15 protein-coding genes and 1 tRNA gene are annotated in these 20,190 nt (G+C 70.3%); 6 read left to right on the top strand and 10 right to left on the bottom strand.

What is annotated here, in order from left to right; genetic code table 11:
* Positions 1 to 41: 41 nt before the first annotated feature.
* The 5 genes from BM286_RS01180 to BM286_RS01200 all read right to left on the bottom strand — a co-directional run bounded on the left by BM286_RS01180 (position 42) and on the right by BM286_RS01200 (position 7,635).
* Positions 42 to 863 carry a DUF7856 family protein gene (locus tag BM286_RS01180; RefSeq protein WP_245779316.1) on the bottom strand — a complete coding sequence of 274 codons (822 nt, stop codon included), beginning with the start codon at positions 861 to 863 and terminating at the stop codon, positions 42 to 44.
* Positions 860 to 1,198 carry a DUF7855 family protein gene (locus BM286_RS01185; protein WP_092919623.1) on the bottom strand — a complete coding sequence of 113 codons (339 nt, stop codon included), beginning with the start codon at positions 1,196 to 1,198 and terminating at the stop codon, positions 860 to 862. The genes BM286_RS01180 and BM286_RS01185 overlap by 4 nt, the downstream gene beginning before the upstream one ends.
* A gap of 106 nt (positions 1,199 to 1,304) precedes the next feature.
* On the bottom strand, positions 1,305 to 1,649 hold the full coding sequence (locus BM286_RS01190; protein ID WP_092919625.1) for a DUF7854 family protein: 345 nt from the start codon (positions 1,647 to 1,649) through the stop codon (positions 1,305 to 1,307).
* Positions 1,650 to 7,124: an LAGLIDADG family homing endonuclease gene (locus BM286_RS01195; protein ID WP_092919627.1), complete on the bottom strand. Its 5,475-nt coding sequence runs from the start codon at positions 7,122 to 7,124 to the stop codon at positions 1,650 to 1,652.
* A 148-nt stretch (positions 7,125 to 7,272) separates the two neighbouring features.
* Positions 7,273 to 7,635 (bottom strand): TRAM domain-containing protein, encoded by a 363-nt coding sequence (locus BM286_RS01200; RefSeq protein ID WP_092919629.1) that lies wholly within the window; start codon positions 7,633 to 7,635, stop codon positions 7,273 to 7,275.
* A 233-nt stretch (positions 7,636 to 7,868) separates the two neighbouring features.
* Here BM286_RS01200 and BM286_RS01205 point away from each other — a divergent pair, with 233 nt between their 5' ends.
* Positions 7,869 to 10,211 (top strand): DEAD/DEAH box helicase, encoded by a 2,343-nt coding sequence (locus BM286_RS01205; RefSeq protein ID WP_092919631.1) that lies wholly within the window; start codon positions 7,869 to 7,871, stop codon positions 10,209 to 10,211.
* A gap of 472 nt (positions 10,212 to 10,683) precedes the next feature.
* A complete protein-coding gene (locus BM286_RS01210) occupies positions 10,684 to 11,466 on the top strand; it encodes an endonuclease NucS domain-containing protein (protein WP_092919633.1) in 783 nt (260 codons plus the stop codon).
* A gap of 18 nt (positions 11,467 to 11,484) precedes the next feature.
* Here the strand turns inward: BM286_RS01210 and BM286_RS01215 are convergent, their stop codons facing one another.
* The 3 genes from BM286_RS01215 to BM286_RS01225 form a co-directional block, all read right to left on the bottom strand.
* A complete protein-coding gene (locus BM286_RS01215; RefSeq protein WP_092919635.1) occupies positions 11,485 to 12,471 on the bottom strand; it encodes a tyrosine--tRNA ligase in 987 nt (328 codons plus the stop codon).
* Positions 12,472 to 12,547: 76 nt separating this feature from the next.
* Positions 12,548 to 14,605 carry a DUF460 domain-containing protein gene (locus BM286_RS01220; RefSeq protein WP_092919637.1) on the bottom strand — a complete coding sequence of 686 codons (2,058 nt, stop codon included), beginning with the start codon at positions 14,603 to 14,605 and terminating at the stop codon, positions 12,548 to 12,550.
* Positions 14,606 to 14,681: 76 nt separating this feature from the next.
* Positions 14,682 to 15,863, bottom strand: coding sequence for a CBS domain-containing protein (locus BM286_RS01225; protein ID WP_092919639.1), 1,182 nt, complete (start codon positions 15,861 to 15,863; stop codon positions 14,682 to 14,684).
* A gap of 83 nt (positions 15,864 to 15,946) precedes the next feature.
* Between BM286_RS01225 and BM286_RS01230 the strand changes: the two genes are divergently transcribed.
* Positions 15,947 to 16,327, top strand: a complete 381-nt coding sequence (locus BM286_RS01230; RefSeq protein WP_092919641.1) for a cupin domain-containing protein — start codon at positions 15,947 to 15,949, stop codon at positions 16,325 to 16,327.
* A gap of 40 nt (positions 16,328 to 16,367) precedes the next feature.
* Here BM286_RS01230 and BM286_RS01235 read toward each other — a convergent pair whose 3' ends face one another.
* Both BM286_RS01235 and BM286_RS01240 read right to left on the bottom strand, forming a co-directional pair.
* A complete protein-coding gene (locus BM286_RS01235) occupies positions 16,368 to 17,171 on the bottom strand; it encodes a M14 family metallopeptidase (protein WP_092919643.1) in 804 nt (267 codons plus the stop codon).
* A gap of 52 nt (positions 17,172 to 17,223) precedes the next feature.
* Entirely contained in the window at positions 17,224 to 17,790 is a 567-nt protein-coding gene (locus BM286_RS01240) for a DUF309 domain-containing protein (protein WP_092919645.1), read from the bottom strand.
* Between the two features lie 137 nt (positions 17,791 to 17,927).
* Here BM286_RS01240 and BM286_RS01245 point away from each other — a divergent pair, with 137 nt between their 5' ends.
* The 3 genes from BM286_RS01245 to BM286_RS01255 all read left to right on the top strand — a co-directional run bounded on the left by BM286_RS01245 (position 17,928) and on the right by BM286_RS01255 (position 20,091).
* The gene (locus tag BM286_RS01245; protein WP_092919647.1) at positions 17,928 to 18,809 is read left to right on the top strand and encodes an EamA family transporter; all 882 of its coding nucleotides are present in this window, start codon (positions 17,928 to 17,930) and stop codon (positions 18,807 to 18,809) included.
* A gap of 115 nt (positions 18,810 to 18,924) precedes the next feature.
* A complete protein-coding gene (locus tag BM286_RS01250; protein ID WP_092919649.1) occupies positions 18,925 to 19,977 on the top strand; it encodes a sensor histidine kinase in 1,053 nt (350 codons plus the stop codon).
* Positions 19,978 to 20,007: 30 nt separating this feature from the next.
* Positions 20,008 to 20,091, top strand: a tRNA-Leu gene (locus BM286_RS01255).
* The last annotated feature ends 99 nt before the right edge of the window (positions 20,092 to 20,190 follow it).

Consider the following 20,190-nt stretch of genomic DNA (forward strand, 5'->3'; position numbering starts at 1 on the left):
CGCATATAAGAGTCGGGGCGGACCGCCGCATTCGACGGGGTTCAGCGCCCGCCCGCGTCGCCGGATCTCTCCCCCTCGCCGGCGGTGTCCCCCACGCGAACGTCGGCCGTCCGAAGCAGCGACCGCGCGCTCCGGTCCGCCGACTCGACCGCTCGGGCCGCGTCGCCGCGCAGTTCGACGGCGCCGTCGAGCGCCGCGATCCTGACCGCGGCGAGCGACGCCGCGATCCGGCTCCCGTCGTACCCGTTCGGGCCCTGTCCGGCCGCGCTCGGGTCGCCGCGCGGGACGACCGCGAGGGCCCGCCGAAACGCCGGATACACCGCCTCGACGAGTTCGTTCCGCGCGTCGCACAGCCGGTTCCGGAGGCGGTCGCGGAGCCGCAGTCGCCGCCGACGCTGGTCGCGGGCGCGGGCTGCCTCGCCCCTCGCTCGTTCGAGCGCCTGTTCGGCGGCGATCGCTTCGGTCTGTGCGGCCGAAAGCTCCGCGGCCGCCGCCTCCAGGTCGTCGAGCGTCTCGTCCGCCTCGGCGTCGACCGCGCGACGCGCTCGCGCGTCGCCGCGCAGCGTCGCGACGCGTTCCTTCAGTCGATCGGTCTCGCCGGTCGTCTCCGCGACCCGTCGCCGCGCCGCGGTCAGATCGACCGGGTCGATCTCGATCGCCGCGAGCTCTCCTTCGATCTCGTCGATCTCGTCCGCGACCGACGCGGTCATCCCTCGCGAACGCGCGGTCGCGGCGAGCTGACGCCGGATCCCCGCGTCGGTGGGCAACCGTCCGAGGACCTCGACCGGTTCCGGCCGACCCGCGACGGGGTCGTCAGCGCCGTCTCCGTTCGAACCGACCGGTGCCGGATCGGTTTCGGTCACAGCTCTCGTTCGCGCATGGTATCGGGATCCGGGTGATCCGTTCCCGCGGCGAAGGCGGCGTACGGCGTCGCCTTCGCGGACCGGTCCGCGTAGGCCGCGGCGGCTTCCCGGACCGGCTCGTCGACGGCGACGAACTCGTTGAACGGTTCGGTGCGTTCTATCTGAACGGCTCCGCCGTGCGACTCCCGCAGCCGCAGCGCGAGGAACGCGGCGTACACCGTCTCGTCGAGCATGGCGGCCCGCCCGAACCGCCGGGCGACGACCGACTCGTGGCGGCGACACAGGTTCCGGAGGCCGGTTCGAGCGGCCGCCGAATACGTCACGACCAACAACACGCCCGGCGCTGGTCGGTTACGGAATTTAGCCGTTCCGGACCGGAACGTTTCAGCCGCCTTCAGCGACCGCGACGAAACCGTTCCGGCCTGGTTCCGAGATCCGCAGTCAGAACCGCTCCACGTCGAACGCCGGCCTCTCACTGCGGCCCGGATCACCGTCCTCCTCCGGATCACCGTCCTCCTCTCGGTCACCATCGTGCGTCTCGCCGTCGACGTCGCTCGCCGCGAGGACGCGTTCGCGGGCGGCCGGCTCGGAGGGCGCGACGACCACGGTGCCGTCGACGGGGTCGTCGCCGACGGCGCGGTACACGTCGTCGTCGCCGTCGAACTCGGTGGCGTACGTCCGGAGCACCGCCGCGACGCGCCGCTCCGTGGCCGCGAGGTCGGCCTCGCCGTTCTCGAACTCGCGGAGCGCGTCCTCGACGTTCCGTATCGCGGAGATGCGGTCCATCTACGTCGTCCTGAGGTGGCCCTGCTGGGGCTCGTACACCTCGCCTTTCGTCCGGAGCTTCTCGATCTCGCCCTCGGCTTTCCCCCGGTCCATTCCGATCTCGCCGGCGCGGTCGAGCACCTCGTCGACCGGCGCGCCCTCCTGGTACTCCTCCTCGATGTCGGCAATGAGGCCCTTGATGTTCTTGATCCGGTCGCGCTGGCTCTTCGAGGTCCCAGTCTCGACCACGTCGGCGTCGAACTGGCCCGTCTCCGGGTCGACGCCGATGTCCTTGAGACACGACTCGACGATGTCGGTCGCGCGGTCGGCGTCCTCGCGCTCGACGGTGTCCGAGAGGCGGACCCGCGCGCTGGCCTCCGAGAGCCGCACCATCGCCTCCAGCTTCCGCGCGGTGACCGGCACCGGCGCGTCCTCGTCTGCGCCCTTCGAGCGCAGGTCGACGTAGAACTCCTCGATCAGCTCCTTCGCCTCCTCCGTCATCGTCGGGTAACAGGAGCGCTTCGCGTGGGCGATGTACTTGCGTAACAGCTCCGAGTCGATCTCGGGCGCGACCTCCTCGGTCACCTCCGCCACCTGCTCCGAGGTGAACTCCGAGCTCGCCAGCTCCTCGCGCTGGGTGTTGAGCTCGCCCGCGTAGTTCGTCTTGATGATGTGTTTCGCCAGCCGGGAGTCGTGCTCCGGGTCCGGACTGTCCGTCACCGTGAAGATGAGGTCGAACCGCGAGATGAGCGCCGGTTCGAGGTCGATCTGCTCGCCGATCGGCTCGTACTGGTCGAACCGGCCGTACTTGGGGTTCGCGGCACCGAGCAGGGAACACCGCGCCTTCAGCGTCGCGTTGATCCCTGCCTTCGAGACGGAGATCTTCTGCTGTTCGAGCCCCTCGTGCATCGCGGAGCGGTCGGAGGAGTTGTGCACGACGAGCCCGTTCGCGACGAAGTTGTGCGTCTCCTCGACCGTGAGATCGTACACCCGCGGTCGCTCTCCGTCCTCGATCCGCGTCAGTATCGACCGCAGCTCCGCTTCGACGGCGTCGACCTCCTCCGCGACGGCCTCGCGCACATCGTCGAGTCGGTCCGTTTCGACGGCGCCGGACAGCCAGCGCGACACGGTCGCCTGCGTCACGTCCAGTCTCGACGCCACGTCCGCCTGACTGATCTCATACGCGTCGAGCGCCGCCGACAGCTCCGCTCGCGTCTCGCCGACCGGACCGCGGTCGAGCAGTTCGCGAGCGCGGTCTTCCGCCGTGTCGACCGGGCCGTCGATGACGCCGGCGAGACGCTGCCGGAGTACCTTGCCGCGGTGTTCGACCGATTCCGGCGGGATCGTCTCGACCGACTCGACGCGGCGCCACTTCACGTCGCCGCGAACGAACTCGCGGAGGTCGTCGAATTCGACGTTCGCGACCTCGCCGACGACCTCTCGGAGTCGCGCGGTCACCGTCCGACGGATCTCGTCGCCCTCGCCCCACTCGCGGGAAATCTGTTGCTGGGACAGCGTCGTTCCCTCGGCCAACTCGGACTGCGAGACGTGGTATCGGCGCCGTAGCTCCGAGAGCGTCTCCCACGTCGGCGTCTCGTCGAGCGCGTCGCGGTCGGCGGCGGCCGTCTCCAGTCTGTTCTCGAACGCCGCGAGCACTTGGCGGGCGCGGTGGAGCGAGACGTTCGCGGCCCCGGTCTCGAAGTCGTGATACGTGACCGCGTCGAGCCCGCACTCGCTTTGGTAGAGCCGGAGGGAGTCGCGACACCGCGCGAGCACGTCGTCGACCTCCGGGACCACGTCGAGGATCGTTCGGTCGCCGTCCGCGGCGTCGACGACGCGGTCGAGCGCCGCCGCCTTCCGCGTGGCCGTGAATCCGACGTACCGCCGGAACGCCGCGAGCGAGTCGGCGTCGGTCACCGTGAGGTAGTACACGTCGCGGCCGCCGTCTCGTTCGCGGTGCTGGAGCTGGCTCGACACGCCGAACCCTAAGAGCAGGCTCCGCGTGCCCTCCAGCAGGTCCCGGCTCGCCGACGCTATCCGGACGTTGCCCGCCGACTCGTCGACGTGCCCCTCGATGTCGGCGAGCGCGCGGACGAACGCGGCCTTCGCTGCGCGGCTCCCGGCCGATACGGGAGTCGGGAAGCACTTCTCGTCGTACCGACCGAGGTTCATCCCCGCGTCGAGGACGGCGTCGGCGTGTTCCTTCCCCGTGACGCGAACCGTCTCGACGCCGTCGTCACGCTTCTCGCTCGGCGGTCGAACCGGCTCCGCGTCGAACGCCGCCCGCGCCGCGCGCTCGAAGTCGTCTAAGAGTTCGTCGTCCGCGTTGGTGAACCGGACGCCGTAGACGCCCTCGTCGCGGTCGTAGAAGACGTTGCCGTCGCCCGAGAGGTATCCGAGGACGCTCGCCATCGCGGCGTCAACGCCGTCAGCGTCGACGGATCCATCGTCGAGCGGTTCGACGCTCCCGACGCCGCCCGCCATTGCTGCCGCTCCGGCGCCGTCGGCGGCCTTCGTCGGAATCTCTCGGGGCACGTACACCCAGTCGCCGTCGTCGAGCGCGGCCGCCTCGCGCTCGACCCGCTCGCCGTCGTCGAGGACGAAGAACGGGTGGTCGGCGGTCGCGGTCAATGACTCGCCGGTCTCGGTCGTCACCCGGGTCAGCTCCGACGGCGCGTCGTACTCGTGGACCGCGGAGACGGACCGCTCGACGAGGTTCCCGTCCTCGTCCATCGACCAGACGTCGAGGTCGACGTCGCGCACGCGGCGCCCGTTCGAGAGCTCCTCGACGTCGCCGTCCTCGGCCGCCTCACGCGCCAGCTCGTCGATGCGCTCGACGCGGCCGTCTGCCAGCGAGACCAGCGCGTCGCCGGTGACGCAGTCCATCTTGTCCAGCTCGTCGACCGCCGCGATCCCCTTGTCTGCGAGGACGAGCGCGCCGGCTTCGAGCGACCACTGCTGGCCGTCGCCGAAGTCGTCGCGGACGGCCGCCGCCGTGAGCCCGGCCGCGCTCGAACCCTTCCCGGAGGTGTACACCGAGCGGGGCGCGATGTTTTCTACATACGAAATCATCTGTGAGTTGTGTGAGACGATCCCGTTCGAGACGTAGTTGTGAGTCCCCTCGACTTCGAGATCGTACACCCACTCGTCATCTGGTTCGACTCGCTCGATGGACTCAATCTGATCCCAGCGAATATCGCTCTCAGCGAGTTGACCGAGCGCGGCAACGTCGCGTGCGGTGGATCCGCCATCTGTTTTGGCGAAAGCGTCGGTGTCGCTGTCGATGGGGGACCCACACGCGTCCTCGAATGCGTCGACAATTCGTCTGAGGGCGTCCCGACTCGGATTCCGGTTTCCGGCCTCGTAGTGTCGGTACGTGCTCCGTGGTACACCGCACTCGTACTGTGTCAGTCCCAGCGACTCACGCAGTCGACGAAGCGTCGGACCGACGTTTGGGATCACGTCCACGTTCGTGTTCCGATCCGTTTCGAGATGCTCCGCCGCTGCGGACTGTTTTCGTTCGGTAACGAACCCGATTTCAGTGACGTAGCGGTCGAACTGTGCGCCGCTGATACGGAGCCGGTAGCTTCCGTTGTGCCGCTCGTGTAACTGGGATGTAATCCCGTGTTGAAGCAGGAGCGACCGGAGTCCTTCGAGAAGCTCCTCGCTCACCGACGCGACGCTTATTTCGCGTTGCGACGCAGAAACGTGACCTTCTCCCTCGATGAATCCCTCGATGAAAGCGGCGGTGATTTTGTCGGATGCACCTACAATCCTCGGTGGGATCCGCTTCTCAGCGGAGCTTTTTAGTAGCGCTTCGTCGATTTCGTTGAGGAAACTGACGAACTCACCGGCGGAACACAGCAACTCCCGCGCGCTTTTGTCATCGTGCGGCTTCCTGGTGGTCGTTTCGAGGTTGAGATCGTGGAGCGTGTTCCGCGCGTCTTCGAGGACCTCCTCGTCGTTGTTCGTGATCGAAACGAATCCCGAGTGGTCGTTGCGTTTCTCGACGTACCCCTCAGCAACAATGTATCCGACGAGCCGGGAGAGCGCTGGGGTCCACCGTTCGGGAGCGTCGAGACGAACGGCATTGTGCGACTGTGCCCTGCGGAAATCGACGTCGAGCGTGTCGTCGGCGTCCACGTCGAGTCGGGTGAGCGCCGCCACGAATTCGCCCGTTTCCAGTTCCTCGGCACGGATCGGAGCGAACTGCCCGTCCCGCTGGATGAACAGCGGGTGGGAAGGCGTCACGTCGAGTTCACGGCCCGACGCCGTTTCGATCCGATACATCTCCGCTGGCGCCTCCCTCTTCCAGACTTTCGTCGCGCGGGACGCCCCGACAGCGCCGTCCTCCTGAAGCGCAGGAACCTCGAAGTCGACGCTGTCCCAGACGCCGTCGTCGACCGGCTTCGGATCGTCGAGATTCCGCTCTACCAGATCGCGTATCGGAACCTTTCGTCCATCGTTGAGGATGACATCTGTGTCCCCATCGAGACACTTACCCGTGCCAGGGTCGCCAATAAGCAGCATGTGGAGGTCGCCCCGGATCCGCGACCCGTCCGGGAGGTGTTTGGTGACGCCGGAGAACAGCTGGAGGATCATCGCGAGCTTCTCCTCCTCGTAGCCGTAGATGGCGGGCGCGATGGAGCCGACCATCGCCTCGTAGATGTCGTCGCGCTCGGAGAGCTCGATGATGTCGCGTTTGTCCGCCTCCGTGATGTCCATGTCCTCGAACTCCTCGTCCTCGATGCCGATGGAGACGCCGTCCATGTACAGGTCGAAGATGGCGGACTTTTCGTTGCCCTGCTCGACCTGCTCGATGTGGAGGACGCCGACGCAGGTGACGTGGTCGCCGGGGCTCACCTCGCCGGTGATGTCGTCGACGATGTCGACGTCGAGCGACTGGGGGGTCTCGCCGCCCCGGAGCCCCTCGGGCGACTCCTGGATGCGGAGCTTCTGGGAGTCGACGAACTCGGACTGGTCGAAGTTGACGCGGAAGGGGCCCTGGCGCTCGCAGCCCTGACACTCGTGGGGCTCCTGGAAGCCGCCGTCGCTCTGGGGGATGTACGTCATCGTGCCGCAGCGCTGGCACTCGAAGGCGGCCTCGGTCACCTTCGGGCGGACGTCGGTGGCCTTCCGGACGATGCCCTGGATGGAGACGAGCTTCCCGATGTGGTCGTCGTGGACGCGGATCCCGCGGATGTCGACGTTCTCGGGAAGGTCCTCGATGCGGACGTGCGCGCGGCCGAGGCTGACGTCGGCCGGGAGATCGTAGAGCCGCAGCGCCTCCTCGGCGTACTCGCGCATCTGCTCCGGCTTGTTCAGGAAATCCTCGGCGAGGTCGCGGTCGAACTGAAAGAGGTCGTCGTAGGAGACGTACAGCGAGCGCTGCTCGTTGGGATACCGCTGTGCGAGCTGTCCGATCTCCTCGCGGTAGTAGTTGCGATAGAACTGGATGAACCGCTCCGTGAGGTCCTGGGTGCCGGCCTGAGCCATTGCGACATCACTTCGTCGGCATCACGTATGAACCTCCGGTTCGGAGCGGACGTGGTCGGCCGCCCGGCGGCGACGGCGGACCGACCGTCGGCCCGGCGACCGGATCGCCGGCGGACGGTCCCTCGGTCCGACGGTACCCCCGTCCCGGCTACGCGTGCCCGACGAACGTCGCGTCGGCGGAGGTGCGGCCCTCGTTGAACGAGAGCACCTTCGCGCGGATCACGTCGCCCGGTTCGAGTCCGCCCGGAATGTCCTCGGTGAAGACGACGAACCCCTCGACCTTGCCGACGGCGACCTCCTCGCCCGAGTGGTGGTCGGTGAGCTCGGTGACGCCGAACTCGTACGTCTCGCCGATCTCGACCGGCGGGTCGCGCTCCTGTGCTGCGTCGTGCGCGCGCTTGGACTCGCGTGCGTCGGCCGACGGCCTGCGGAGCCGACGGGCGAGCACGAACAGCGCGATCAGCGCCACCGCGACGGCGAGGCCGACGACGAGCGGCGAGGTGGGAATCATACTCGCTCGGTCGACCGCGGCCAGCTAAACGGTGTGGGTCCGCGGCGGCGCCTCGATGCTCGACGGGCTCCGCGAAGGCCGGCGAGGGGGAGCCGACGCGCCGCCGCGGCTCCCGAGCGCGACTCGCTCGCGTCGCGTCCGCATGAGAAACGCCTTTGCCCTCGAAGCCCCCCTCTCGATCCGATGCGACACAGCCGCGGTTCCCGACGACTCGCGCACGGGTGTGGTGTGCCGTGAAGGTCGCGGACGCGGTGCCGGAGTTCGCCGACGCCTTCGGGTTCGACGAGTTCAACCGGATGCAACGGGAGGCGCTCCCGGGAATCTTGGAGACCGACCACAACGTGGTCGCGTCGGCGCCGACCGCCTCCGGGAAGACGGCGCTCGCCGAGCTCGCCATCTGTCGGACCCTCGCGGCGGACGGCACCGCGCTGTTCATCGCGCCGCTGCGCGCGCTCACCAACGAGAAGGAGAGCGAGTGGGAACGGTTCGAAGAGCTGGGCTACTCCGTCTACGTCGTCTCCGGCGAGCGGGACCTGAACCCGCGCCGCGCCGAGCGCGCGGACGTGCTGGTGACGACCCCCGAGAAGGCCGACAGCGCGACGCGGAAACACGACTCCGCGCGCTATTCATTTATCACCGACGTGGACTGCGTCGTCATCGACGAGGTCCACCTGCTCGACTCCGAGAAGCGCGGCGCGGTGCTCGAGGTGACCGTCTCGCGGCTCCGCCGGCTTCAGGACCCCCGCGTCGTCGCGCTCTCGGCGACGATGCCGAACATCGACGACGTCGCGGAGTGGCTCGACGCGCCCGCGGAGACGACGTACGCGTTCGGTGACGAGTACCGCCCGGTCGACCTCGAAACGGGCGTGAAGACGTACTCGCACGGCTCGAACGCGTTCGCCGACAAGTACCGCCGGCTCTACCGCGCGCTCGACCTGGCCGAGCCGCACGTCCGCGAGGACGGGCAGGCCCTGGTGTTCGTCTCCTCGCGACAGGACACGGTCCAGGCCGCCAAGAAGGCGCGCGACGAGATCACCGAGCGCGACATCCCGATCGACTCGCGGGACGACTACGACTTCCACAACGAGGCGACGGAGCTGACCAACGACACGCTCCGGCAGTCCGTCACCGACGGCGTCGGCTTCCACCACGCCGGCCTCGGGAAGGACGACCGCGACCGCGTCGAGGAGTGGTTCAAGCAGGGGAAGATCAAGTTCCTCTTCTCGACGTCGACGCTCGCGTGGGGGGTGAACCTCCCCGCGCGCTGCGTCGTCATCCGCGACACGAAGTACCACGACCCGCTGGAGGGCGAGACCGACATCTCGCCGCTGGACGTGCTCCAGATGCTCGGCCGCGCCGGGCGCCCGGAGTACGACGACGTGGGGTACGGCTGGGTGGTCTGCGACCGCGCCGACGCGGACAAGTACCGGAAGCTGCTCCGGGAGGGCAAGGAGATCGAGTCGCGGCTCGCCGCGGACCTCGAGTCGCACCTCAACGCCGAGATCGCGATGGGCACCATCCGCGGACTCGAGGACGTGATGGCGTGGCTGGAGACCACCTTTTACTACGTCCGCGCGGAGTCGGAGCCGGACGCGTACGACTTCCCGACGCTCCGCGACCGCGTGCGCGACACGCTCGAATCCCTCGTCGACGACGGGTTCGTCGCGGCCGACGACGACCTCGCCATCGAGCCGACCGCCCTCGGGCGCCTCGCCTCGAAGTACTACCTCCGCTTGGACACCGCCCGCCGCTTCCGGCGCCTCGCCGACCGCGAGACGCTGACGGTCGACGCCGTGTTGGAGACCGTCGCGTCGGCCGGCGAGTTCGACTCCGTCTCGGCGCGGTCGGCCGAGTCGGACGCCGTCGACCGGATCCTCGAGGGTCGCGACACCGACCTCGAAGAGGGCCATCGCAAGGTGTTCGCCATCCTGCTCGCCGGGATGGCCGACTCGGTCCCCTCGGACCTCCGGTCGGACGCGTGGGTGATCCGGCAGAACGCGCTCCGACTGCTCGCCGCGCTCGCGGAGTTCCTCGACCGGTTCGCCGGCCCGCGCGCCGCCAACCTCGCCCGCCGCGTCGAGGCGCGCGTCGAACACGGCGTCTCCCGCGAGGCGGTCGCGCTCACGGCGATCGAGGGGGTCGGCTCCGGCCGCGCCGAGCGCCTCGCGGACGCCGGTCTCACCTCCCCGGCCGACGTGGTCGACGCCGGCGCGAAGGACCTCGAAAACGCCGGGATGAGCGCGTCCGTCGCGGAGCGCATCGTCGACGCCGCGCGCGACTGTCCCCGGATCGACGTCGACTGGGGCGACTTCCCCGAGGCGATCGCCGTCGGCGAAAACGAGCTGTGCGAGGTCGCCGTGACCGCCGTCTCCGGGAGCGCCCGTGCGGGGATCCGGGTCACGGTCAACGAGGTGGAGATGACCGCGACGACGACGTACCTCGACGGCGAGGCGACGGTCCCGGTCGGCGTGTTCGGCACCCCCGACGCCGACGAGCTGGAGTTCACCGTCGAGGTCGTCTTCCCGGACCTGCCGCTGCTGCCGGTCACCGCGACGCGGACGGTTCGGGTGAAGTAGGGTCGTCGTGGAGCTGTGGCGCGTGCCGACGAGCGGCCGCAGGCCGCGAGTCGCACGCGCGAGGGAGTCGGTCGGCGCTTTTAAGCGCCGACCGACGAGGCTGGGGAGGCGTGAGGCTGCGGTGCTGTTCGGTGTGGGGCGGGACTCAAAGGGGCAGCCGCGAGGGCGCCGTAGGCGACGCAAGGACCGCAGGGAGCGAGCGACCGAGGACCGCAGCGAGCGTACGGCGCCCTCGCGGCTGGGGCTTCGGAGGTAGTCCCCGTCGGTCCGCAGTCGACAATTTATAAGCGAGCGGCTGGGGCTTTGGACGTGTTCGCCGCCGATCCGACAGCGATTATTTATAAATAGCCGACCGGGGCGTTCGAGCGATTCGCCACCTCGCCCCGCCGTCAGTATTCACCGCCACCCGCCACGTATCCCACATAAATCCCCGCTACGAGCGCTTTTCACCCATACCGCGGCCACCCGCCCCATGCCGCAACGACTCCGCGTACTGGCCGGCGACTGCGAGGTAACCGACCGCGGCGATCGCACCCGCACCCATCGCGGGCGCGTCGTCGTCCTGATCAAACCCGACGACACGACGCTCGTCCACGACGCCGACGGCTACCAGCCCGTCGCGTGGCTCACCCGGCCGGAGAGCGTCGTCGTCGAGGGCGACGGCGACGGGTTCACGGTCACCGCCCGCGACGGCTCCCGCCGACTCCGGATCGTCGCGGAGGAGGCGACCGCGAGCCGCGCGCTCCCGGTCACCGAGGCGGGCGTTCCGGTCGGGACCTGCCCCGAGGACGGCGGGCCGCTCGTTCGCTCGCGGGGCGACGTGGTGTGCCTCGACTGCGAGGAACGCTGGGGGCTCCCGGCCGGCGCGAGCGTCACGGACGCGACCTGCGACGACTGCGGGCACCCGAAGATCCGGGTCGAGCGCGGCGAGCCGTTTCACCTCTGTCTCGACCCCGCCTGCGACCCGATGGAGGACGCCGTCAGCGACCGGTTCGACGGAGTTTGGGACTGCCCCGACTGCGATGGCGACCTCCGCGTCCGATTCGCGCCCGGCCGCGTCTACCTCGCCTGCGAGAACGACCCCGACTGCGAGACCACCTTCTCGTTCCCCGCCGGCGTCGTCGTCGACGAGTGCGACTGCGGGCTCCCCGTCTTCGAGACGGCGGCCGGGCTGGGTTGTCTGGACGGGAGCTGCGAAATCGGGGGACACACGGCGAGCGGTGGGAAAGCGGCGGGGAGTCCGAACGACGGCTGAACGGTCGGCTCTCTCGACCTACTCCGCGAGCTGCTGACGCCCCGGTGCGATGAGCCGGTCGAGGTACTCCGCGAGCGCGCCCTTCGCGTCCGCGGGATGGAGCTCTCCCGACTCCAGGTCGGCCGCCAAGTCGTCGTAGGTGTCGTACTCCAAGTCGCCGCCGTACTCCTCGGGGCGCTCGACGGTCACCGCGTCGAAGCGCGGGAACACGTGGTACTCGAACACCTGGAGGACGGGGTTGTCGCGCTCGACGCCGTCGTCGGTCGGCTCGGGGTCGGCCGTCGGCGGGCAGTAGGCGTCGTTCACCTTCGACTCGATGTCCTCGCGGGAGTCCTCCATCGAGATGGTGACCCCCTCGCTGGAGGACATCTTCCCGCGGCCGGTGCCGAGGTCGGCGATCAGCGGCGTGTGGAGGCTCGTCGGCGGTTCGCGGTCGATGCTCGGGAGCACGTCGCGCGCGAGCATGTGGACCTTCCGCTGCTCCATCCCGCCGACCGCGAGGTCGACGCCGAGGTACGGGATGTCGAGCGCCTGCATCAGTGGGTAGACGGCCTGCGACACCTTCACGGAGTCGCCGGAGGTGATCTCGGCCATCGCGCGCTCGGCGCGAGCGAGCGTCGTCTCTAGCTCCAAGGCGTGGAGATCGAGGGTGTAGTCGTCGTCCAGCTGGAAGTCGGAGCCGAGGACGAACTGGGTGTTCGACTCGTCGAGGCCGTAGGCGATGAACTGGTCGCGCATCCGCTCGGCGGTGTGGCGGATCTCCTCGAACGACCCCTTGTCGTTGAGGTAGGCGTGGACGTCGGCCAGCAGCACGGTCACCTCAAACCCCGCCTCCTGGAGGTCGATCAGCTTGTTCGCGGTGAGCATGTGACCGATGTGGAGCACGCCCGAGGGCTCGTAGCCGACGTACGCCCGCTTGCCCTCGGGGTCGTCGGCCAGCGCCTCGATCTCCGCTTCGGTGACCACCTCGGCCGCGTTCCGGGTGATCAGCTCGTGAGCGTCCATACCTCCGAGTGTGCGTTCCCGGACATATGACTTCTGGATGCGTGCGATCGCGTCCCGAACGAGGCGGCGGTGCGCCTCAGCCGCTCTCCTCGGTCTCGGGCAGCGTCCGCCCCGCGCGGTGTTCGGAGATGATCCGGTCGATCCGCTCGGCCTTCTCGTCGCGCCGGCGCTCCTTTGCCTCCTCCTCCCAGTCGTCGACGGCGGCGGCGAGGGCCTCCTCGCTCGCGACCGCCAGCTCGTCCACCTCGCGGACCGGCACCGCGTCCGCGGACACCACCGGAATCTCCCGCTCGAACAGCACCGCGTCCGCCACGTCTGAGAGGTTCCCCTCGCCGCGGATCACGGCCCGCGGCTCCGTCTCCGCGAGCCGCTCCGCGGTCCGGCGCCCGGCCCCGGACGCGTCTCGGAGGTACACCACGTCGCCGGCGACGAGCCCGTACGCCTCGTCGGCGGCGTCGAGCGCGTCGAGCGTGAACTGCTCGACGACCTTCACGCTCACGAGCCCCCGACCCTCCGCGACGTCGCCGAAGTTCGAGTGGTCGAGCCGCCACAGCTCCTTTAACGTCTCCACCTTGCGTTCGAGCTCCTCGACGCGCTCTCGGGCCTCGTCGCGCTCGCGCTCCAGCCGGTCCGTCTCGCGTTCGAGCCGCGAGACCGCCCGCCGCGAGCGCGCCTCGATCCGCTCTTCTCGTTTCGCCTCCTCTAACTCCGATTCCAGCTCCGAGACCCGATCGTCGCGCTCGTCGAGGTCGTCTTCGAGCGATTCGGCGTGCGACTCCAGCCGATCGACGCGCTCGCGGAGCCGCCGGATCGTCTCCTCCTCCTCGGTGCGCTCGGGCTCCGTGGGGTCGGCCTCGTCCGCGTCCCCGTCCGCGTCGCCGTCCCCGCCGTCGTCCTCGCTCAGGTCCTCGATGACGGCCTCCACCGAGGAGTCGCCCGCGACGACGCCGGCGATCACCGCCCCGCGGTCGAGCCGGGGCGGCGTCTTCGCCGCGATCCGCTCGAACTGGTCCTCGTGGTCGTCGTAGGCGTACAGCGCGGCCGCGAGCGCGTCGCGCTCGTGGTCGTTGTCGTAGCTCGCCTCCCGGGTCCGGTGGAGCTTCTCGTCGACCGGGAGGTCGGTCGTGGGCCGCCAGCCGGCGGCGTCGAACGAGCGTCGGAACTTCTCGACGGTCTCCGGCATCGGCTCGACGTCGGCGGCGACGATGATCGGGCGCCCCTGCTCGACGATCCACTCCGTCACCTCCGCCGTGTCGCTGGTCCGCGAGGAGTAGAGCGCGTGGACGGTGCCGTCGAGGCCGACGACCGCGGCCGCGGTGGTCGTGCCGGGGTCGATCCCGACGATGACGCGGTCGCGCCGCTTCACGAGAGGTTCGTACTCGATCCCGTCGCGGCGCTCGCGCTCCACCTCGACGCGCACGTCGCCGGCCCGCGAGCCCGAGACGGGGATGTCCTCGGGGCGGGCCTCGACCGTGAACGTCGCGTTCGCGTAGCCGCCGTACTTCTCGGTCACGTCGCGCTCGAACGAGAGGTTCGCCTCCTTCAGCTTCGACTGGACCTGCCGCGTCCGCTTCCGGACGTTGCCGTGGATCCGTCGGGTGTACCGGTCCTGGCTCCACCCGCCCTTGCCGGTCGATCGCCCGCGCGACACCTTCACCGTCGTCTCGTCGGTGAAGGCGGTCACCTCGTGGCCGACGTTGGCCGCCGCGAGCCGCGCGGCCGCCTCCGCCTCCTTCATCGGCTTCTTGCCGTACGGGATCCCGTGCCGGGAGGCGACCCGCGAGAGCGGCTCCGGGCGCTCCGCGCCGGTCACCTGGACGAGCCGGGTGCCGTCCGGGAGCGACCGGAGGAAGTTGACGAGCTCCCCCTTGTCGGCCGCCAGCTCGTAGGCGTTGTCCGTGGCGACGTAGAGGGGCTCCCGGTCGTCGATCAGTCGGCAGAGCTTCCGGAAGGAGACCACGTCGCGAGTGACCCGAGCCATCGGGCCGTCGGCGTCCGGGGCGTCCGGGTCGTCGTCGTCGACGGGGTCGAGGATAACGAGGGCGTAGGAGGGGCTGTCGCCGCGGACGTCGCCGCTGTGGACGTCGACGCCGAACACCGGCCGGTCGCGGGCGCGGATGGTCCGGGTTGTCACGCCCCGAGGTAGGTCGTTGCCGCGTATATACCCCACGCCGGGACGGACGGCCCGCCGGCGGCGGACGCGCGCGGTTTCAGAGGATTCCGGGGTCCTCGTCGGCCCGCCGCCGACCGCTGATGACGCCCGGCGTGCCGCCCGTCTGGATGATGTTGAACGCGGTCATCAGGTCCGTCCGGGAGATGAGGCCGACGAGCTCGCCGTCGGCGTCGATCACGGGGAGGCGCCCGACGCCGTTCTGTTGCATCGCCTGGAGCGCGCTCAGGGCGTCGGCGTCGGGGTCGACCCCGACGACGTCCGTCGCCATCACGTCGTCGACGCGGTAGGCGTCGCGCTCGACCTCCTTGACCGACCGCGCGTCCTCCAGCGTCACCATCCCGACGAGGTCGTCGCCGTCGAGGACCGGATAGCCCGTGTGGCGCTCCTCGAACATCCGACTCATCAGGTCGGCGACGGAGGTGTCCTCAGTCACGGTGTGGAGGTCCTCGCGTGGCGTCATCACGTCGGTGACGGTGACGCCCTCGAAGGCGGCCTTCAGCGTCGTCTGTTGGGCCTCGCCGGAGGCGGCGACGTAGACGAAGAAGGCCAAGACGATGAGCAGTAGCTGGAAGGTGAACAGGCCGACGATCCCCATCAGGAACGCGAACACCTTCCCCACGGAGGCGGCCCGCTGGGTCGCCTGCGCGTGCGGCTGGTTCCGCGCGAGGAGCGCCCGGAGAACCCGGCCGCCGTCCATCGGGAACGCGGGGAGCATGTTGAAGACGGCGAGGACGACGTTCAGCAGCGCGAGGTAGCCGAAGACGAAGCGGACGGCGTCGGAGCCGCCCGCCCCGACGAGGACGACCCCGTAGCAGGCGACCCCGACCGCGACGCTGACGAGCGGGCCGGCGATCGCGATCCAGAACTCGTGTCTCCAGTCCTCGGGGAACTCGGCGAAGCTGGCGAGTCCACCGAGCAGCCACAGCGTGATCGACTCGATCTCGTAGCCGTAGCGCATCGCGACCAGCGAGTGGCCGAACTCGTGGAGCAACACGCCGACGAACAGCCCCACCGCGGCCGACAGCCCGAGGATCCACGGCGTGTTGCCGGCCGCGACCGCGCCGGCGTCGATCCCGAGCCCGGCGGTCTCGTTCATCACCTCGGCGATGGTGCCGACCTGTCCGCCGATGAGGTACGCGAAGAGGGGTAAGACGAGCAGAAAGGTCCAGTTGAGCCGGATCGGGATGCCGAACGCGCTGCCGACCTTGATTCCACGCATGTCCCCGGATTCGGACGGTGACCGGTTAAGTCACCGGGTTCGGTCGGTGATCGGTTAAATAGGCGGCCCTCCTCATGACGCCTATGAGCGACACAGACCACGCCGGTCCGGTCGTGAAGCGCGGCGAAGACGTCTCGTACGAACCCGTCGACGCCGCCGAGGGGCTCTCGAAGGGCGTCCTCGTCGACGAGTCGGACGGCGCGCCGACCTTCGCGATGCGGCGGTTCGAGCTCGCGCCCGGCGCCGCCGTCCCGCGACACACCAACGCGGTCGAACACGAGCAGTACGTCCTCGCCGGCGAGTACGTCGTCGGCATCGGCGACGAGGAGCACGCCGTCTCGGCCGGCGACGCCCTCCTCATCCCCGCGGGCGTCGAACACTGGTACCGAAACGCGGGCGACGAGGCCGGCGCGTTCATCTGCGCGGTGCCGAACGGCGACGACGCGATCGAACTCGTCGAGTAGCGACTCCGGCGTCCCGACCGCGCTCGACGTGGCGCGCCGGCTACTCTAGCGTCCCGACCCGGTCGGCGACGTAGCCGAACTGGTCGCGGTAGCCGTTCGGCGACAGCAGCACGGGGTAGAAGGGCTCGTCGGCGAGCAGGGGTTCGCCGTCGGCGGCCGCGAACCGTTCGCCGGACTCGACGCGCTCGAAGTTGCGCGCGAACACCTCGTACGCCTCCGCGTCGGGCTTCGGGATCCGCTCGCGGAGCCGGAACACCGAGACGTCCTCGCGGCCGCCGGCGTCCACCACGTCGTCGGCCCCTGGCGCGGAGATGGCGCCGGTCGCGGCGAGGAACGCGCGGGCCAGCCAGTAGGCGTTGTCGGCGGCGGTCTCGGAGCCCTGGAGTCCGGCCTCCACTTCGAGCGTGTGCGGGTGTTCGATGAGCCGGCCCTCCGTGAACGCGTCGGTCTGGATCACGGCGTCGACCGGGAGGTGGGGCGCGACCGCGCGCGTCACCTCGTCCATCGAGTCGATGACGGCGAACGGCTCCGCGTACGACTGCGTCGAGTGGATCGCGAGGGTCGTACACCCCGCCAGCGCGTCGATCAGGTCGGCCGCGAGCCGCACCTCGTGGGCCGCCGCGTCGCGGTTGCCCGGGAACACCCGATTCAGGTCGGCGTCGAGGTAGCGCTCGCCGGCCGCGAGGGCCTCCTCGTTGGCGACGATCAGCCGCACCGGGCGCTCGGGGGCGAGGTCGGCGCCGAGCAGGCGCTCGACGGCGCGGGCGCCGCAGGGCTCGTCGCCGTGGATCGCGCCGACCACGGCGACCTCGGGCTCCCCGTCGCCCAGGTCGTGAATCTCCATACGACTCACAGGCCCGCGGCGGATAAGTGGCGTTCGGTCGGCGGCGACCCCCTCAGCCCCCCTCGTCCACCCGCTCCGCGTACTCGTAGTCGGCCGGGTAGGCGGGCGGCCGCGCGTCGTCGAGCGTGATCCGCCAGCCGTCGACCGCGCTCGGGTCGTCGAGCGCGGCCCGGAGCGTCTCCCGGACGTCGTCGACGTCGACGCCGTAGAAGTCGCCCGGGACGCCGTCGAGGTACCGGAGGGCCGTCTCGAACAGCGACCGCATCCCGTCGTCGTTCTCGAAGTCGGCGCGCTTGTACGCCCCGGCGGCGACCTGGACCATCCCGTGGAGGAAGGCGCTCTCGACCGTCCCGCTGCCGTAGTTGTACCACTCGCTTTCGAAGCAGTCGTGGCTCTCGTGGTAGGCGCCGTCGTTGAACAGCCGGACTCCGTGCTCGGTCGCGCGCCGCAGCGTCGCGTGCTCCCAGTACCCGCCGACCACCTGCGCGTCGGGCGGGCCGCCCGCCGACCCGTCCTCATCGCCCGCCGCGGACGAGTCCGGGGCGTCGCCGCCAGCGTGCCACCCGGTCGGGTCCCCGAGCGGCGGGGCGACGCCCGGGTCGCGGGTGTGGTCGTCCATGTGCGCGGCGTTCGCGCGGGAGCGACCTAACCGTTTCGCGGCGGGGGCCGCCCGCTCGCCTCGCGCCGGCGACCGGCCGACCGGGTCCGGAGACGGATCGAACCCTTCTTTCCCCCGGTCGCGCTCGGGGCGAACGAATGGACGCCGGACTCCTCGCCGCGCTCGGCGCCGCCGTCGTCTGGGGCGTGTACCTCTTCGTCCTGAAGCGCGCCTTCTCCGGGTACTCCCCCGCCGCGCTGACGGTGGCGATCAACGCCGCGGCGCTCGGCTGGTTCCTCGCCGCGACCGGCCTCACCGTCGGCTTCGGCGACGCCGCGGCCGGCCTGGCCGGGCTCCTCGACCCCCGGCGGTTCGCCGTCGTCGCCGTCACGACCCTCGGGACGGCCGCGGCGTTCGTCCTCTTCCTGCGCGCCATCGACGAGGGTGCCGTGTCGTACGTCGCGCCGATCAACAAGGTCGTCCCGATGTTCGTCCTCCCGCTGGAGGTCGGACTGCTCGGACAGGTGTTGGCGCCGGTCCAAGTCGCGGGCGTCGTCGTCACCACGCTCGCGGTGTACGTCGCGAACTACGAGCCGGGCGGCTTCTTCGCGCCGTTCGCGCGGGCCGCCCGCTCGCGGCCGGCGCAGCTGGCGCTCGCGAGCGCGGCCTGCTACGCGGTCGCCGACGTGGGCAAGCGGGTGGCGCTCCAGGAGCTCGCGATCCCCGGCACGCTGTGGGTGCCCCTGCTGCTCGTCGGCGTCGCGGTCGTGCTGCTCCCCGCGGCGCTCCGGAGCTCCTTCGAGGCGACCCGCCGGGACGCCCCGAAGTTCCTCGCGGCCGGCGCGCTCGTCGCGCTGGGCGAGCACCTGACGACGGTCGCGTTCGCGGCGCTGCCCGCGAGCGTCGCCTCCCCGGTGATCAACACGCAGGCGATCGTCGCGGTCGTCCTCGGCGGCGTGCTGCTCGGCGAGCGACACTTCCGGCTCCGGCTCGCCGCGGCCGTCCTCGCGGTCGTCGGCGTCGCGATGATCGCGGGGTAAGGCGGTCGCGGGGAGTCGCGACCGGGCGACCCGCGCGGGCAGAGGGGTACTCGCCTCGACCGCTACGCCTGCCGCCACCCGAGAGACACTTGACCGTCCGGCCCGTACCGATCGTATGAACTCCTCGCCGGAGTCGAGCCCGATCGACCACGCCGAGTCGATCGTGAACGCCCTCGGCGACGGCGCGTACGTCCTCGACGCCGACCGGAACCGCGTGTTCGTCAACGACCGCCTCCGCGAGGTGACCGGGTTCGACCAGGCCGTCCTCCACGCGAAACACCCGGAGCGGCTCGTCGAGAAGGGGTACTGGAGCGCCGAGACGGGCGACCGCTACCGGGCGGCGGCCGACCGCGTCCTCGACGGCGAGGCCGACGACGAGCGCGTCCAGCTCACGACGACGCTCGCGGACGGCCGTGAGATCACCACCGAGACGCGGCTGACCCCAATCGAGCGGGACGGATCCGTCGTCGGCGCGGTCGGGGTCATCCGCGACGTCACCGACCGGGTCCAACGCGAGCGCGAGCTGAAACGGCTCAACGAGCGGCTCGAACGCCTCGCCGGCTTCCTCTCGCACGACCTCCGGAACCCCCTGTCGGTCGCCCGCGGCTACGTCGACCTCGCGCGCGAGACCGGCGACACCGAGCGGTTGGCCGCCGCCGAGGGCGCGTTCGGCCGGATCGAGTCGATGATCGACGAGGCGCTGGTGATGGCCCGCGACCCGGACGAGGTGGAAACCGCGGACGCCGCGGTCGACCTCGCGGAGCTCGCGGCGGACTGCCTGGAGTCGGGCGACCCCGGCGACCAGCCGGCCGACGCCGACCTCGTCGTCGACGACCCCGGACCGGTGGCCGGCGACCCGACGCTGCTCCGACGCGCCGTCGGGAACCTCATCGGCAACGCCTTCGAGCACGGCGACGACGACGTCACGGTCCGGGTCGGGATCGACGACCGCGGGGTGTACGTGGCCGACGACGGTCCGGGGCTGCCGGCCGACGAGCGGGATCGCGCGGCACTGACCGACTTCGGCGTCTCGCCCGGGGGCGGCACCGGGATCGGCCTCGCCATCGTCGAGCGCGTCGCGGCCGCGCACGGCTGGACGCTCGACGTCGACGAGTCCGCGTCGGGCGGGTTCCGCGCGACGCTGGTCGGCGCGGAACCGACGAAATAAAGGGGGGCCCGAGCCAACGCCAGTCCGCGTGCGAGGGTAGCCAAGCCCGGAAACGGCGGCGGATTCAAGCTCCGCTCCTGTAGAGGTCCGTGGGTTCAAATCCCTCCCCTCGCATGAGCGCGCCCACAGCGCGTACATGCGGAAGACGCTCTCGGAGCGCTCTTCCCTCGCGAAAATTCACTCGAACGCGACCAGCGACGGCTATTCGTCTCA

The sequence above is a fragment of the Halorubrum sodomense genome (assembly GCF_900111935.1).
GTDB classification, from domain to species: Archaea; Halobacteriota; Halobacteria; order Halobacteriales; family Haloferacaceae; genus Halorubrum; species Halorubrum sodomense.